The organism is Agromyces binzhouensis, from assembly GCF_004135055.1.
In the GTDB taxonomy this organism is placed as follows: Bacteria; Actinomycetota; Actinomycetes; order Actinomycetales; family Microbacteriaceae; genus Agromyces; species Agromyces binzhouensis.
In genome coordinates, this window is record NZ_SDPL01000040.1 from 1 (window position 1) to 13,361 (window position 13,361).

The 13,361-nt window shown below is 71.7% G+C and carries 12 protein-coding genes and 1 pseudogene; 8 read left to right on the forward strand and 5 right to left on the reverse strand.

The window, feature by feature from the left end:
- Nucleotides 1-109: 109 nt before the first annotated feature.
- Nucleotides 110-889, reverse strand: coding sequence for a Sir2 family NAD-dependent protein deacetylase (locus tag ESO86_RS04060; protein WP_129233613.1), 780 nt, complete (start codon nt 887-889; stop codon nt 110-112).
- 151 nt (nt 890-1,040) lie between these two features.
- On the opposite strand from ESO86_RS04060, the gene ESO86_RS04065 reads away from it, so the two are divergent.
- The gene (locus ESO86_RS04065) at nt 1,041-1,844 is read left to right on the forward strand and encodes a TrmH family RNA methyltransferase (RefSeq protein ID WP_129233602.1); all 804 of its coding nucleotides are present in this window, start codon (nt 1,041-1,043) and stop codon (nt 1,842-1,844) included.
- Nucleotides 1,845-1,872: 28 nt separating this feature from the next.
- Here the strand turns inward: ESO86_RS04065 and ESO86_RS04070 are convergent, their stop codons facing one another.
- Nucleotides 1,873-2,526: a hypothetical protein gene (locus tag ESO86_RS04070; RefSeq protein WP_129233603.1), complete on the reverse strand. Its 654-nt coding sequence runs from the start codon at nt 2,524-2,526 to the stop codon at nt 1,873-1,875.
- Nucleotides 2,527-2,918: 392 nt separating this feature from the next.
- Here ESO86_RS04070 and ESO86_RS04075 point away from each other — a divergent pair, with 392 nt between their 5' ends.
- Both ESO86_RS04075 and ESO86_RS04080 read left to right on the forward strand, forming a co-directional pair.
- A complete protein-coding gene (locus tag ESO86_RS04075; RefSeq protein ID WP_165307300.1) occupies nt 2,919-3,851 on the forward strand; it encodes an alpha/beta fold hydrolase in 933 nt (310 codons plus the stop codon).
- A gap of 67 nt (nt 3,852-3,918) precedes the next feature.
- Nucleotides 3,919-5,229: a D-alanyl-D-alanine carboxypeptidase family protein gene (locus tag ESO86_RS04080; RefSeq protein ID WP_129233605.1), complete on the forward strand. Its 1,311-nt coding sequence runs from the start codon at nt 3,919-3,921 to the stop codon at nt 5,227-5,229.
- Nucleotides 5,230-5,244: 15 nt separating this feature from the next.
- On the opposite strand, the gene ESO86_RS04085 is transcribed toward ESO86_RS04080, so the two are convergent.
- Nucleotides 5,245-6,048 (reverse strand): SGNH/GDSL hydrolase family protein, encoded by an 804-nt coding sequence (locus tag ESO86_RS04085; RefSeq protein WP_129233606.1) that lies wholly within the window; start codon nt 6,046-6,048, stop codon nt 5,245-5,247.
- A gap of 43 nt (nt 6,049-6,091) precedes the next feature.
- Nucleotides 6,092-6,709: a hypothetical protein gene (locus ESO86_RS04090; protein WP_165307303.1), complete on the reverse strand. Its 618-nt coding sequence runs from the start codon at nt 6,707-6,709 to the stop codon at nt 6,092-6,094.
- A 298-nt stretch (nt 6,710-7,007) separates the two neighbouring features.
- Between ESO86_RS04090 and ESO86_RS04095 the strand changes: the two genes are divergently transcribed.
- The 3 genes from ESO86_RS04095 (at nt 7,008) to ESO86_RS04105 (ending at nt 10,983) form a co-directional block, all read left to right on the forward strand.
- Nucleotides 7,008-7,589 (forward strand): TetR/AcrR family transcriptional regulator, encoded by a 582-nt coding sequence (locus tag ESO86_RS04095; RefSeq protein WP_129233608.1) that lies wholly within the window; start codon nt 7,008-7,010, stop codon nt 7,587-7,589.
- A gap of 52 nt (nt 7,590-7,641) precedes the next feature.
- Entirely contained in the window at nt 7,642-9,474 is a 1,833-nt protein-coding gene (locus ESO86_RS04100) for a DEAD/DEAH box helicase (protein WP_129233609.1), read from the forward strand.
- A 108-nt stretch (nt 9,475-9,582) separates the two neighbouring features.
- Nucleotides 9,583-10,983, forward strand: a complete 1,401-nt coding sequence (locus ESO86_RS04105; protein ID WP_242492192.1) for an MFS transporter — start codon at nt 9,583-9,585, stop codon at nt 10,981-10,983.
- Here ESO86_RS04105 and ESO86_RS04110 read toward each other — a convergent pair.
- Entirely contained in the window at nt 10,929-12,164 is a 1,236-nt protein-coding gene (locus tag ESO86_RS04110) for a trans-sulfuration enzyme family protein (protein ID WP_129233611.1), read from the reverse strand. The genes ESO86_RS04105 and ESO86_RS04110 overlap by 55 nt on opposite strands.
- A gap of 108 nt (nt 12,165-12,272) precedes the next feature.
- On the opposite strand from ESO86_RS04110, the gene ESO86_RS04115 reads away from it, so the two are divergent.
- The gene (locus tag ESO86_RS04115) at nt 12,273-12,749 is read left to right on the forward strand and encodes an Lrp/AsnC family transcriptional regulator (RefSeq protein WP_129233612.1); all 477 of its coding nucleotides are present in this window, start codon (nt 12,273-12,275) and stop codon (nt 12,747-12,749) included.
- A gap of 200 nt (nt 12,750-12,949) precedes the next feature.
- A pseudogene (locus tag ESO86_RS04120) lies at nt 12,950-13,361 on the forward strand (VIT1/CCC1 transporter family protein); the annotation flags it as partial.

The following is a 13,361-nucleotide window of genomic DNA, read 5'->3' on the forward strand; positions in this document are numbered from 1 at the left end:
CGGCACGAACGGGCGGGCCGCGCACTCGCGACGGCGGCGCTGAGCCCGAGGCGCCGGCCGATCGTCGGCCCGCACGCGCCCGTCGACGCGATCGCGTGGTCCGACGGCCTCAGGCGAGCGCCGCGGCCATCGCGGTGAGCGTCTCGGTCGCTCCCGCGTCGAGCTTCACCGTGGCCCGGCTGTCGCCCTTGGTGATGCCCCGGTTGACGACCACGATCGGCACCCGGCGGCGCCGCGCGATCTCGAGCAGGCGCACGCCGGAGTTCACGACGAGCGACGAGCCCGCCACGAGCATCACGTCGGCGCGCTGGATGAGCGCGGCGGCCTGCCGGTACACGGGCGTCGGCACGAACTCGCCGAAGAACACCACGTCGGGCTTCAGGGTGCCGCCGCACACCGTGCACGCCGGGATCACCATCGACTCGACGTCGTCGACCTCGACGTCGCCGTCGGGCGCGGGGCGGATCGCGACGTCCAGGTCGATGTGCGGGTTCAGCTCGGTCAGCCGGTCCGCGACGGACTGGCGTGCGAACACCTGACCGCACGACAGGCACACCACCCGGTCGGAGGCGCCGTGCAACTCCACCACGTGCGAGCTCCCCGCTCGTCGATGCAGGCCGTCGACGTTCTGGGTGACCACGCCGGAGACGACCCCCGACTCCTCGAGCCGGGCGAGGGCGCGATGCCCGTCGTTCGGCTGGGCGGTGCCGAAGGTGCGCCAGCCGAGGTGGCTGCCCGCCCAGTAGCGCTTCCGGGCCGTCTCGGACGCGATGAACGTCTGCGCCGTCATGGGCGTGCGCACCGGCGCGCCCTCGCCCCGGTAGTCCGGGATCCCCGAGTCGGTGCTCACGCCTGCACCCGTCAGGACCGCCACGCGGGACCCGCGCATCAGGCGGATCGCCTCGTCGAGCAGCACGTCGGACGGCGCCGGAGCCTCGATCCCAGTGACCACGCGCGTCTCCCTTCGACGGTGCTGCGATTCTAGACGTGCGGCTTTTCCGGGATGTTTCCGGATGACGCCCGCCGACCCGGGAGGACCCATGCGCATCGAACACGTCACCGACGCGACATCCGACGCCGTCGCCGACTACGCCAAGCTCACCGACGTCGCCCTGCGCAGCATCACCGAGCCCGAGCGGGGCGTGTTCATCGCCGAGTCCGCCAAGGTCATCCGCCGCGCCATCGCCGCGGGGTGCACGCCGCGATCCGTGCTCATGGAGGAGAAGTGGCTCGCCGACCTCGAACCCCATCTCGCGCCGTTCGACATCCCCGTGCACCTCGCCGACCCCGCCGGACTCGAGGCGATCACCGGGTACCGCGTGCACCGCGGCGCGCTGGCGGCGTTCGAGCGGCCCGCACTGGCGGACCCGGGCGACCTCCTCGCCGGCGCGCGACGCGTCGTCATCCTCGAGGACATCGTCGACCACACCAACGTCGGCGCGATCATCCGCGGGTGCGCAGCGCTCGACGTCGATGCGGTACTCGTCACCCCGCGTTGCGCCGATCCGCTGTACCGCCGGAGCATCCGGGTCAGCATGGGCACGGTGTTCCAAGTGTCGTGGGCTCGGCTCGAAGCGTGGCCGGAGGACATGACGCTGCTGAAGTCGGCGGGATTCGAGGTCGCGGCGCTCGCGCTCGCCGACGACGCGGTGTCGTTGGACGAATTCGCGTCGCAGCTCCCCGAGCGCCTCGCCCTGATCTTCGGGACCGAGGGCGACGGGCTCATGCGGCGCACCGTGGAGGCCGCCGACCATGTCGTCATGATCCCGATGGGGCGGAACGTCGACTCGCTCAATGTCGCAGCGGCGACTGCGGTGGCGCTCTGGGCGACGCGGCCGCGCTGACGACGGTGGATTCGGGAGCCCGCCGCGCTCAGCGCTGCGCGAGCGAGAAGTTCGTCACCTCGCACGGCCGGCCCGGGGGCTCGTCGCACGGCAGGACCAGTCGCCAGGAGAACGAGTAGGCGTAGTCGTTTCCATCGACGCCGATGAGGTCGGCCTTCCCCCTGAAGTGGTCGATCGCCGCCGATCGGAGTCCGCCCTCGAACAGGTCCGAGGCGTTCGCCTTGATCTCCGCGCTCCCGGTGGCGAACAGCTCCAGCCGATCGTCCGTGTCGAGGCAGGCACCCACGCCGAAGCTGTCCTCGGGCTCGTCCAGCCACCAGAGCTCGATGTGCTGGTCGCCCTCGTCGAGATTCGCGATGACGCCCTTCGGGCTGTCGATCAGGTTCGGCGTCCACGTCTCGAATCCCGCCGGGCGCTCCAGTGCCCACTCCGGGAACGGATCGACCATGCCGCCCTCGAACCAGTCGACGATCGCGACCTCGCGAGCCACCTGCTCATCGGTGCAGAATGCCTCACGACTGGTGTTGATGAAGACGACCAGGCCGTTGTCGAGATCCGGTCCGGTGAAGGCGAACGGGTCCTCGAACACCTCCGGCGGCCCGGCCGCGGCCGCGGGCGATGCGGTCACCCCGACGAGCAGCACTGCGCCGAGTGCGGCGGTCAGTGAACGGTTGATGGACATGGCGGGTCCCCCTGACCGGATTTCGCGAGCCGGTCACGGACCGCGAGGCATCCTCTGCTTCGAGGGTGCGCTGCAGGACGATCCGGCGCAATGCAACGCACTGAACATGGCGGCGCACACGTAGCCCGAGCGGGCGCCGATCGCGCTCCGCGTACGTCTCCGGACCTAGGCGCAGGATGCGGTTCGCCGCACGTCCGGGACTACCATGGACCATGGCCCCGAACGGATGGCCAGAGCCGGCGGCACCCTGGCACGGAGAGATCAGGTTCTGCCGCGCCCCCGACGGGACGCGCTTGGCGTTCCGGGTGTCCGGTGCCGGTCCGCCCCTCGTCACGGTCGGAGCATTCGCCTCTCATCTGGAACTCGATCATCAGCATCCTGTCCTCAGCGCGGTGCTGGGGTCGCTGCATCAGGAGTTCACGGTGCTGCGGTACGACGAGCGCGGCCATGGGCTCTCCGAGTGCGACCTCGGCGACGATGACCTCGTGACCCGCGTCCGCGATCTGGAATCGGTGGTGGATGCCGCGGGACTGGGGCACTTCGCGATCTTCGCAGCCCACATGGGAGGCCCGGTCGGGATCGCCTTCAGCGCGCTGCACCCGGAGCGGGTGACCCAGCTGATCCTCATGTCGACGTTCGCCAGGGGCCCCGCGCTCCTTCACCGGTCCGTCCGTGAGACGTTCCTCTTCGCCAAGCTGATCCAGGAGGGCTGGGGGCGGCAGTCCCGCAGCCGGCGGGTGCTCAGCACCGGCATCCTTCCCGGGGCGAGCGACGCGGCACTGGCCTGGCTGGATGACGCACAGCCGCTCTTGGGCTCGAAGGACGCTCTCGCCGCGTCGTACTGGAACCAGAGCACGGCCGACGCAACTGGATACTTGGACCGCGTCGTGACGCCGACGCTCGTCATCCACGCCCACGACGACCTGCTGGTCGAATTCGCCGAGGCCCGCCGTGTCGCCGAGGTCATCCCGAACGCGCGCCTGGTGTCGTTCGCCGACGGGGGCAACGTCATGCCCGAGCATTCGTCCAACTGGCAGGCGGCGGTTCAGGACATCGCATCGCTCGTGTCGGAGCAGCCGGGTCCCGATCCGTCCATCCTTGCGAGCCTCGCCGAACTCACTCCGCGCGAGGTCCAGATCCTGCAGTTCCTCTCGTCGGGGAGGTCCAACGCCCAGATCGCGGCGGGCGAGAGCCTCAGCGTTCGAACCGTGGAACGACACGTCTCGAACATCTACCGGAAGCTGCACCTGACAGGGCCCACCTCGCGGACCAGGGCCGCGGTCATGTATCTGCGCCAGAGGGGGACGACCCACTCGATCCGTTGAGTCCGCCACCGAAGGCGGCCGTGGCGCTCTACGCGATCGCATAGGTCGGCTGGGTATCCTGCAACGGATGTCTCGCACGCTCGACCCGGCCCGGCCCGCGCCGCCGCGACCCACGAAGCCCTCGCCCGCGGTGTACCGACGGCGGCGGATCGTCGCGGTCGGCATCCTCGCCGTCCTCCTGGGGCTGCTCGTCTCCGGCGGGGTCTACACGTCGACGGCGCTCGGCGCGCCGATCCCCGTGGCGGAGCCCGCGATCGACGACCCGGCGCCCGTCGCTGCTCCGGCGCAGCCCGTGGCGCAGCCCGGGTTCGGCACGTGGGCGGTCGGCGCCGTCGGATTCGACGGACTGATGGCCGCGGGGGGCGAGGGCACCCCGATGCCGATGGCCAGCATCGCGAAGGTCATCACGGCGCTCGTCGTGCTCGAGGAGCACCCGATCCCCGAGGGCGAGGCCGGCCCGCAGATCGCGTACACCGACGCCGACGTCGACATCTACTGGGACATGGTCGCGCAGAACGGGTCGGTCGCGCCCGTCGTCGCAGGCTCCGAGCTCTCGCTGAAGGAGAGCCTCGAGGCGATGATGCTGCCGTCGGGCAACAACTACAGCATCTCGCTCGCGAACTGGGCGTTCGGCTCGGTCGACGCGTACCTCGAGCGGGCATCCGCCTGGCTCGCCGACCACGGGCTCACCGAGACGCGCGTGGTCGACACGAGCGGGCTCTCGCTCGACGACGTCAGCACCGCGGCCGACCTCGTCCGACTCGGCGAGATCGCGCTCGAGAACCCGACGCTCGCGGAGATCGTCGCGACCCGGTCGGTCGCCATCCCTGAACTCGGCACGATCGAGAACTCGAACCGGCTGCTCGGCACGCACGGGATCGACGGCATCAAGACGGGCACGACGGATGACGCGGCGAACCTGCTCTTCTCCGCCGACCTCGCGGTCGGCGAGACCTCCGTCACGCTGGTCGGCGTGGTCCTCGGCGGCGCCACGCATGCGCTCGTGCGCGAGGCCGTCGCCGGGCTCGTGGACTCGATCGGGCCCGGGTTCCGCGAGGTCGTCGCGCTCGAGGCCGGTCGGCCGCTCGCCGCGTACGCGACGCCGTGGGGCGATACGGCCGAGGCGGTCGCGACGGAGGGGGCGACCGTCGTCGTCTGGTCCGACACGCCGGTCGACGTCGCCGTCGAGGCCGATTCGCTGCGCCTCGTCGGCGACGGCGCGGAGGTCGGGGTCGCGACGGTCACGGCCGGCTCGCAGGTGATCGAGGTGCCGCTGGCGGTCGACGGTGCACTCGAGGACCCGGGCGCCTGGTGGCGGCTGGCGAACCCCGGCGCGCTCGACGAGGGCGTCGTGGCGGAACCGCCCGCCGCCGGCTGACCGATCCGTCCCGCCTCAGTCGCCCGGCGTCGACTCCGGTCTCGAGGCGTAGGGGCCCGCCGCCGGCCGCTTCGGCGTGACGAGGTCGCCGGAGGACTGGTGCCGGATGCGGCGGACGACCCAGGGCACGAGGTACTCGCGCGCCCAGGAGAGGTCCTCGGTGCGCGCCTCGCGCCACGAGCGCTCGGGCAGCGGCTCGGGCTTCATCGGCTCGAGGTCGTTCCGGACGTTGAGCGCCTGCAGCACCATCCGGGCCACGGTGTGGTGTCCCAGCGCGTTCAGGTGCAGGCGGTCGCGGTCCCACATGCGCTGGTCCTGGATCTCGGCGAGCGCCCACTGGTCGGCGACGAGGCAGTCGTGCTTCTGCGCGATCGCGCGGAGGTTCTCGTTGTAGATCGCGACCTTGCCGCGGATGCCCCGGAACACTGGGGAGAAGCCGACGTCGACGCCCGTGAAGATCACGATCGTCGCCCGGTCGCGCGCGAGGCGCTCGACCGCGTACTCGAAGCGGGCCGAGATCTCGTCGGGGTCGGTCCGCGGACGGATGACGTCGTTGCCGCCCGCCGAGATCGTGATCAGGTCGGGGCGCAGCTCGAGGGCGGGCTCGATCTGCTCGTCGATGATCTGCTGGATCAGCCGGCCGCGGATCGCCAGGTTCGCATAGGCGAAGTCGTCTGCCCCCTGCGAGAGCACCTCGGCGACGCGGTCGGCCCAACCGCGGTTGCCGCCCGGCACGCCGGGCTCCGGGTCGCCGATGCCCTCCGTGAACGAGTCGCCGATCGCGACATATCTCGACCATGGATGCTGCTGCGTGACCATCCCTCCATTCTGCACGTGTGCCGGCCGGCGATCGCTCGTGCGCTCATCCACGCGCACGTCGGTCGGGCGTCGCCCCGTCGACGGTGGGCCGACCGGGTGAGCGCCGCGATCGGTCGAGAGCGTAGAGCACCGGCCTGGGCGCGACTCGGTGGTCGGCGAACGTGCGCAGCACGAAGCTCCGGAAACTGCGTCGGGTGACGAGTGCGGGAACGATGTCACGGTAGTGGTCCCACCGGCAATGGTTCACGAGCGTGAAGCTCGCCCCGTCGACCGGCTCCAGGACGGTCGAGTTGTCGAGGGCGGTCTCGTCCTGGAACCAGCCCGCCGTGTACTGCCAGGCGTGCAGGTTGCCGGCGACGTCGTCGGCGGTGAAGTAGTTGAACAGGAACACTCCGGGCCGCTCGTGGTCCACCGGGTTGATCCGGCGCACGTTCCTCGCGGCGAACGTCAACCGGGTCGGGGACTCCTCGTCGAGCGCGGCGACGGCGGGGTGGCCGGCGAGCGCAGCGGCGTCGTCGACGGAGCCGGTCTCCACCAACAGCACGGCGTCGTACACGGCCTGATCCGTGTACTGCCCCTCGAAGCCGCGACTGGTGCCGGGCGGCACCAGTGTCGCGCGGAACACGTCGGCGCGTCGCACGCGATCGTCGGTGGAGAACAACGCCCGCAGCTGATGCAATCGGCCCAGGGCGGCCCGACGTCGCCTCGATGGCAGTGCGGGAGGTATCGGCCATCGGCCGGAGCTCAACCCGACGAACAGGAAGCCGTTCGCGGAGGGCTCGACCAGGCGGGCAGTCGTCCAGGATGTGGGGATCTCAGCAGTCATCGTCGGCACCTCTCCGTCTTCGGTAGGGCCCAAGCGTGGATGCGCGGGCGGACTCGCTGCAACAGTGTTGAAATTCCCGGAGCGGTCACATCCCCTGAACGGGAGGGGTCGAGCGCACGGTACGGTGGACGCGATGAATAAATCGAGGGGGCGCCCGGTTCGGGGCGGTCCGAGTCGTCGCGAGCGCATCCTGAGCGAAGCGCGCACCGCGTTCCTCGACCGGGGGTACCGCGGGACGACGATGCGGGCGATCGCCTCCGCGTCCGATGTCGACGTCGCTCTCGTCAGCTACTACTTCGGCTCGAAGCGCGACCTGTTCGCCGCTGCGCTCGCGCTCGAACTCCGACCTGCGCGCGTCGTACGAGGCGTGGCGGGTGACGACCCGGCTCGGCTCGCCGATCGTCTCCTCCGAGCGGTGCTGCTGACGTGGGAGAACCCGGCGTTGAGTTCGTCGATGCGGACGTTCATCGAATCCGCGATGGGGGATCCCGAGCTCCTGCGCTCGTTCCGCGAGTACATCGAACACGAGGTCGTGGATGCCCTGGCCGAGCACCTTCCGGACGATCGCGCCCGCGCACGAGCCCACGCCGCGGTGCAGGTCATCATCGGGCTGATCTTCAGCCGATACATCCTGAGGCTCGAACCGTTCGCGCGAGTCCCACCTCGCGAGGCGTATCGGATCCTGCGCCCGGTACTGGCGGCCGCGTTCGCCTGACGGCCCGCCGACGCGACATCCGTGTCGGTCGACTCGACTACAGTGCTGCAGAGTGAGCAACGCGACCCCCTCCGGCAGCCACCTGCCCGGCACCTCGGCCGCCGAACACCTCTCACCCTCGTTTCCGGCCCGTGCACCCTGGGGCACCGCGTCGAAGCTGCGTGCCTGGCAGGCCGAGGCGCTCGAGCAGTACTTCGCGTCCGAGCCGCGCGACTTCCTCGCCGCAGCGACGCCCGGAGCAGGCAAGACGACGTTCGCGCTCCGCCTCGCGGCGGAGCTCCGGGCCCGTCGCACCATCGACCGCATCACCGTCGTCGCCCCCACCGACCACCTGAAGCGCCAGTGGGCGGATGCCGCGGCGCGCGTCGGCATCAGGCTCGACCCCGGCTTCCGGAACGCGCACGGGCGCTCGGCCCGGCACTACCACGGCGTCGCCGTGACGTACGCGCAGGTCGCGGTGCGGCCGGCGCTGCACCGCGAGCTGACCCTCTCGGGGCGCTCGCTCGTGATCCTCGACGAGGTGCACCACGGCGGCGACACGCTCTCGTGGGGCGATGCCATCCGCGAGGCGTTCGAGCCCGCGACGCGCAGGCTCTCGCTCACGGGCACGCCGTTCCGGAGCGACACCGCGCCGATCCCGTTCGTCGACTACGTCCCCGACGAGGACGGGATCCGCGTCTCGCGGACCGACTACGACTACGGGTACGGCCGGGCCCTCCGGGACGGCGTCGTGCGCCCCGTGCTCTTCATGGTCTACGCGGGCAGCATGCGCTGGCGCACGAAGGCCGGCGACGAGATGGAGGCGCGCCTCGGCGAAGACGCCACGAAGGACATCCACTCGGCGGCATGGCGGACCGCGCTCGAGCCGTCGGGCGAGTGGATCCCGTCCGTGCTCCAGGCCGCCGACCGGCGCCTCACGGAGGTGCGGCACACGATCCCCGACGCCGGCGGCCTCGTCATCGCGACCGACCAGTCGACGGCCCGCGCGTACGCCGAGATCCTCGAGGACGTGTGCGGCGAGCGGGTCACCGTGGTGCTCTCCGACGAGAAGGAGGCCTCCGGCCGGATCGAGGAGTTCTCCGAGGGCACGAGCCGCTGGATGGTCGCGGTGCGCATGGTGTCCGAGGGCGTCGACGTGCCCCGCCTCGCCGTGGGCGTGTACGCGACGAGCTCGTCCACCCCGCTGTTCTTCGCGCAGGCGATCGGGCGCTTCGTCCGGGCGAGACGGCGCGGGGAGACCGCGTCGGTGTTCCTGCCGAACGTGCCCGTGCTGATGGCGCTCGCGGGCGAGCTCGAGCGCCAGCGCGACCACGCGCTCGACCGGCGCAGCGGCGACGGCGACGACGATCCGGGTCTCGAGGACGGCCTGCTCGAGTCGGCCAACCGCGAGGACTCGGCCTCGGACGAGCTCCAGGACGAGTTCACCTGGCAGGCGCTCGGTTCCGATGCCGCGTTCGACCGCGTCGTCTACGACGGCACCGACTTCGGCACGTTCGCCGAGCCGGGCAGCGACGAGGAGCTCGACTTCATCGGCCTCCCCGGCATCCTCGAACCCGAACAGGTCAGCGAGCTCCTGCGCCACCGCCAGGCCCGTCAGGCGCGCCGCGCATCCGACCGCCGCAAGCACGCGCTCGCCGCGGGGGAGTCGGCGGAGGCCGACGGCGAGGAGCGTGCCGAGCCCGTGGCGCTGTACCGCACGCTGAAGGAGCAGCGGTCGCTGCTCAACAGCCTCGTGGGCCTCTACGCCCGCCAGACGGGGCAGGCGCACTCGCTCGTGCACGCCGAGCTCCGACGCGCGTGCGGCGGCCCCGAGGTCGCCCAGGCGACCGTGACGCAGCTGCAGTCGCGCATCGAGCTGCTGCGGCGCCGGCTGTCCGGGCGCTGAGCCCGCGCCGCGGCATCCGCGGGCATCCGCCCGGACCGTCGATCCTCCGCGGACTCCTGCGACCAAGGCCCCGAAGGGCCGTCGCGGGCACCGCGTAGCATGGCGCCCATGGACCGCCGCACGCGCGTGCTGGTCATCGCGATCGTCGTCGCCTTCATCGCCTTCCTCGACGGTGCGGTGATCAACATCGCGCTGCCGGCGATCGAGGCCGAGCTGGGCGGCGGGCTGACGCTCCAGCAGTGGGCGGTCGACGCCTACCTCCTCACGCTGGGCTCGCTCATCCTGCTCGCCGGATCGCTCTCCGACTCGTTCGGGCGACTCCGGGTCCTCCGCATCGGGTTGTACGGCTTCGGCGTCACGTCCGTCGTGTGCGCGATCGCGATGGACGGCACGGTGCTCGTCGCGGCGCGTGCGCTGCAGGGCGCGGCCGGTGCGCTGCTCGTGCCGAGCTCGCTCGCCCTCATCATCGCCAACTTCCCGTCAGCCGAGCAGGGCCGGGCGATCGGCCGCTGGACGGCGTGGACGACGAGCGCCTTCCTGATCGGGCCGATCCTCGGCGGCGCCTTCGTCGACCTCGTGTCCTGGCGGCTCGTGTTCGCGATCAACGTGCTGCCGATCGCCGCCGCCCTGATCATGATGCGTCCGCTGGGTCGTGACGAGCCCAACCCGGACCGGGCTCGCGTCGACTGGCTCGGCGCGACCCTCGGCGTCGTCGGCCTCGGCGGCATGGTCTTCGCGCTCATCGAGCAGGGCCGCCTCGGATGGGCCGACCCCCTCGTGTTCGTTCCCGCGCTCGTGGGCGTCGTCGCACTCGTCGCGTTCCTGCTGTGGGAGCGGCGCGCACCGGCGCCGATGCTGCCGCTGTCACTGTTCCGGGCCCGCAACTTCGCGGCCGGCAACCTCGCGACCTGGTTCATCTACGCGGCATTGACGCTGGGCCTGTTCGCCCTGCCGATCTTCCTGCAGGAGGCCGGCGGCTTCCCGGCGACGCTCGCCGGCCTCGCCACGCTGCCGCCGATGGTGCTGCTCGTGCTGCTCGGCTCGTGGTTCGGCACGCTCGGCGGGAAGTTCGGTCCGCGGTTCTTCATGTCGGCGGGACCGGTCGTCGTCGGTGTCGGCTACCTGCTGACGGTGGTCGTCGACGTCCCCGTGCAGTACTGGTGGCAGGTCTTCCCCGGCATGGTGGTGGTCGGCCTCGGGATGGCGATGACCGTCGCCCCGTTGACGTCGGCGATCCTCGGGGCCGTGGACCCGACGCGCGCCGGCATCGGGTCCGCCGTGAACAACGCCGTCGCCCGCATCGCGGGACTCGTCGCGGTGGCGTCCATCGGCGTCATCGTCGCGGGCGCGCTGGACGTCGAGGGCTACCGCCGGACGGCGATGGCGATCGCGGCCCTGCTCTTCGTCGGCGGCCTCGTGTCGTGGATCGGCATCCGAAACCCGAGCGGGCCGGATCAGCCGAGCGCGTCGGCCGACGCGGCCAGCTCGGAGGAGCGACCGAGGTCCTGAGCGTCCGCCGCGGCGTCGAGCGCAGCCATCAGGTCGGCCGTCAGGTCGTCCACGTGCTCGAGCCCGATCGAGAGCCGCACGACGCCGCCGTCGGGCTTGGCGTGCGCGGCGACGGGTCGGTGTGTGAGCGAGGCGGGGTGCTGGACGAGCGAGTCGACGCCGCCGAGCGAGACCGCATGGGTCACCAGCCGGCACGCCTCGGTGAAGCGGCAGGCCGCGTCGTACCCGCCCGCGAGCTCGATGGCGATGATCGAGCCGGCACCGGCGAGCTGACGGCCGAGGAGGCCCTGCGGGTCCTGACCGGGCAGGCCGGGGTAGCGGACCCGGGCGACGGCCGGGTGCGCCTGGAGGCGCCGGGCGAGCTCGCCGGCCGTCTCCTGCTGCGCGCGCACGCGGATCGGCAGGGTGCGGATGCCGCGGTGCAGGAGATAGGCGCCCATCGGGTGCAGGAGGCCGCCGGTCAGCGCGCGGACCCGCCTGAGTCGCTCGACCCACTCGATCGGGCCGGCGACGACGCCGCCCATCGCGTCCCCGTGGCCGCCCAGGTACTTCGTGGCGCTGTGCAGCACGAGGGTCGCGCCGTGCTCGAGCGGACGCTGCAGCACGGGGGTCGCGAAGGTGTTGTCGACGAGGAGCGGCACGCTGCCCGCGGCATCCGCCACCCGCCGGAGGTCGAGCAGTTCGAGCGTCGGGTTCGCCGGGGTCTCGACGATCACCAAGCCGGTGTCGGGACGGATGGCCGCGGCGATGCCGTCGACGTCGGTCCAGGTGACGCTCGTGCCGAGGAGCCCGCTCTCCAGGACGTGGTCGCTGCCGCCGTAGAGCGGGCGCACGGCGACGACGTGCGGGGTGCCGGCGCTCGTCGCGGCGATGAGCGTCGCGGCGAGCGCGGCCATGCCGCTCGCGAACGCGACCGAGCCGTCGGCGCCCTCGAGGTCGGCGAGCGCGGTCTCGAACCGGGCGACGCCGGGGTGCCAGAGGCGCTGGTACACCGCGGAGCGGCCCTCGGTGAGGCATCCGCCGGTCGCGAGCTCCTCGTAGGACATTCCGCCGTTCTCGACGTCGCCGAGCGGATTGGTCGTGGAAAGATCGATGGAGGGAACGTGGGAACCCGCCTCGTGCACCCCTTCCATTCCAGCGTGGACGGCACGGGTCTCGAGGTTCGACGACGGTGTCAGCATGCGAGCAGGCTACAGAATCTGTCACCATTTCGGGTGTCTTGCGAAGATGCTTGCGAATCAGCGAGAATCAGCGAAGAACATGCACGCTTGACCCGGAGGGCCTGGACCATGGCGCAGAAAGCGGAACTCGACCGGGTCGATCGGGCCCTCCTCACGGCCCTGTCGAAGAACGCGCGGGCCTCGGGCGCTGCGCTCGCCGCTGAGGTCGGCGTCGCGGAGTCCACGGTGTCGCTGCGACTCCGGCGCCTGCAGAGCCTCGGCACCGTGCGCGGGTACCGCGTCGACGTCGACCTCGTCTCGCTCGGCGTGTCGCTGCAGGCGCTCATCGCGATCCGGCTGGTCAAGCACGACCGCAGCGAGATCGACGCCTTCCGCAACGCGGTACCGCACCTGCCGGGCGTGATCGGCGTGTTCCACATGGCCGGCGCAGAGGACTACCTCCTCCACGTCGCGGCCCGCGACGCGGAGGAGCTGCGCGAGTTCGTGCTCGCCCACCTCACCGGACACCCGGCGGTCGCCCACACCGAGACGAACCTCATCTTCGAGCACGCCGAGGGCGACGGCTGGCAGAAGCTCGTCGGCTGAAGGACGCGCGCCCAGCCGGGCCGCGCTGGTTCGGCGATCCGAAATGCTGCCAATCCGGTCGCACGGCATGACGCCGCGACATCCGCGCCGATAGCCTTTCGGACGGCCCCACCGGGCCGACCTACGCGACGACGCAGGCGCCCGAGACCGCCGACGCACCGCGGCACGGGAGTCTGCGAACCGATGGAGCAGACACCACCATGACCGCCGACGACGCAGCGCGCGACCCCCACGTCGAGCCGCGGAGCACCGCAGCCGACCGCGATCGATGGCGGCGGTACCTCGCCGACGAACGCGCGGAGGCCGCCGTCTACCGGGAGCTCGCCGCGCGACGCGACGGCGAGGAACGCGAGATCCTGCTCGCGCTGGCCGCGGCCGAGGGACGCCACGAGGCGCACTGGCTCCGCCTGCTCGGCGGCGACGAGACCGGCGTCCCGCGGGCCGACATCCGCACCAGGATGCTCGGCGGCCTCGCACGCCGCTTCGGGTCCATCTTCGTGCTCGCGCTCGCGCAGCGCGCCGAGGCGCGGTCGCCGTACTCGACCGATCCGCACGCGACCGCCGCGATGGCCGCCGATGAGCGCATCCACGGCGAAGTCGTGCGCGGCCTCG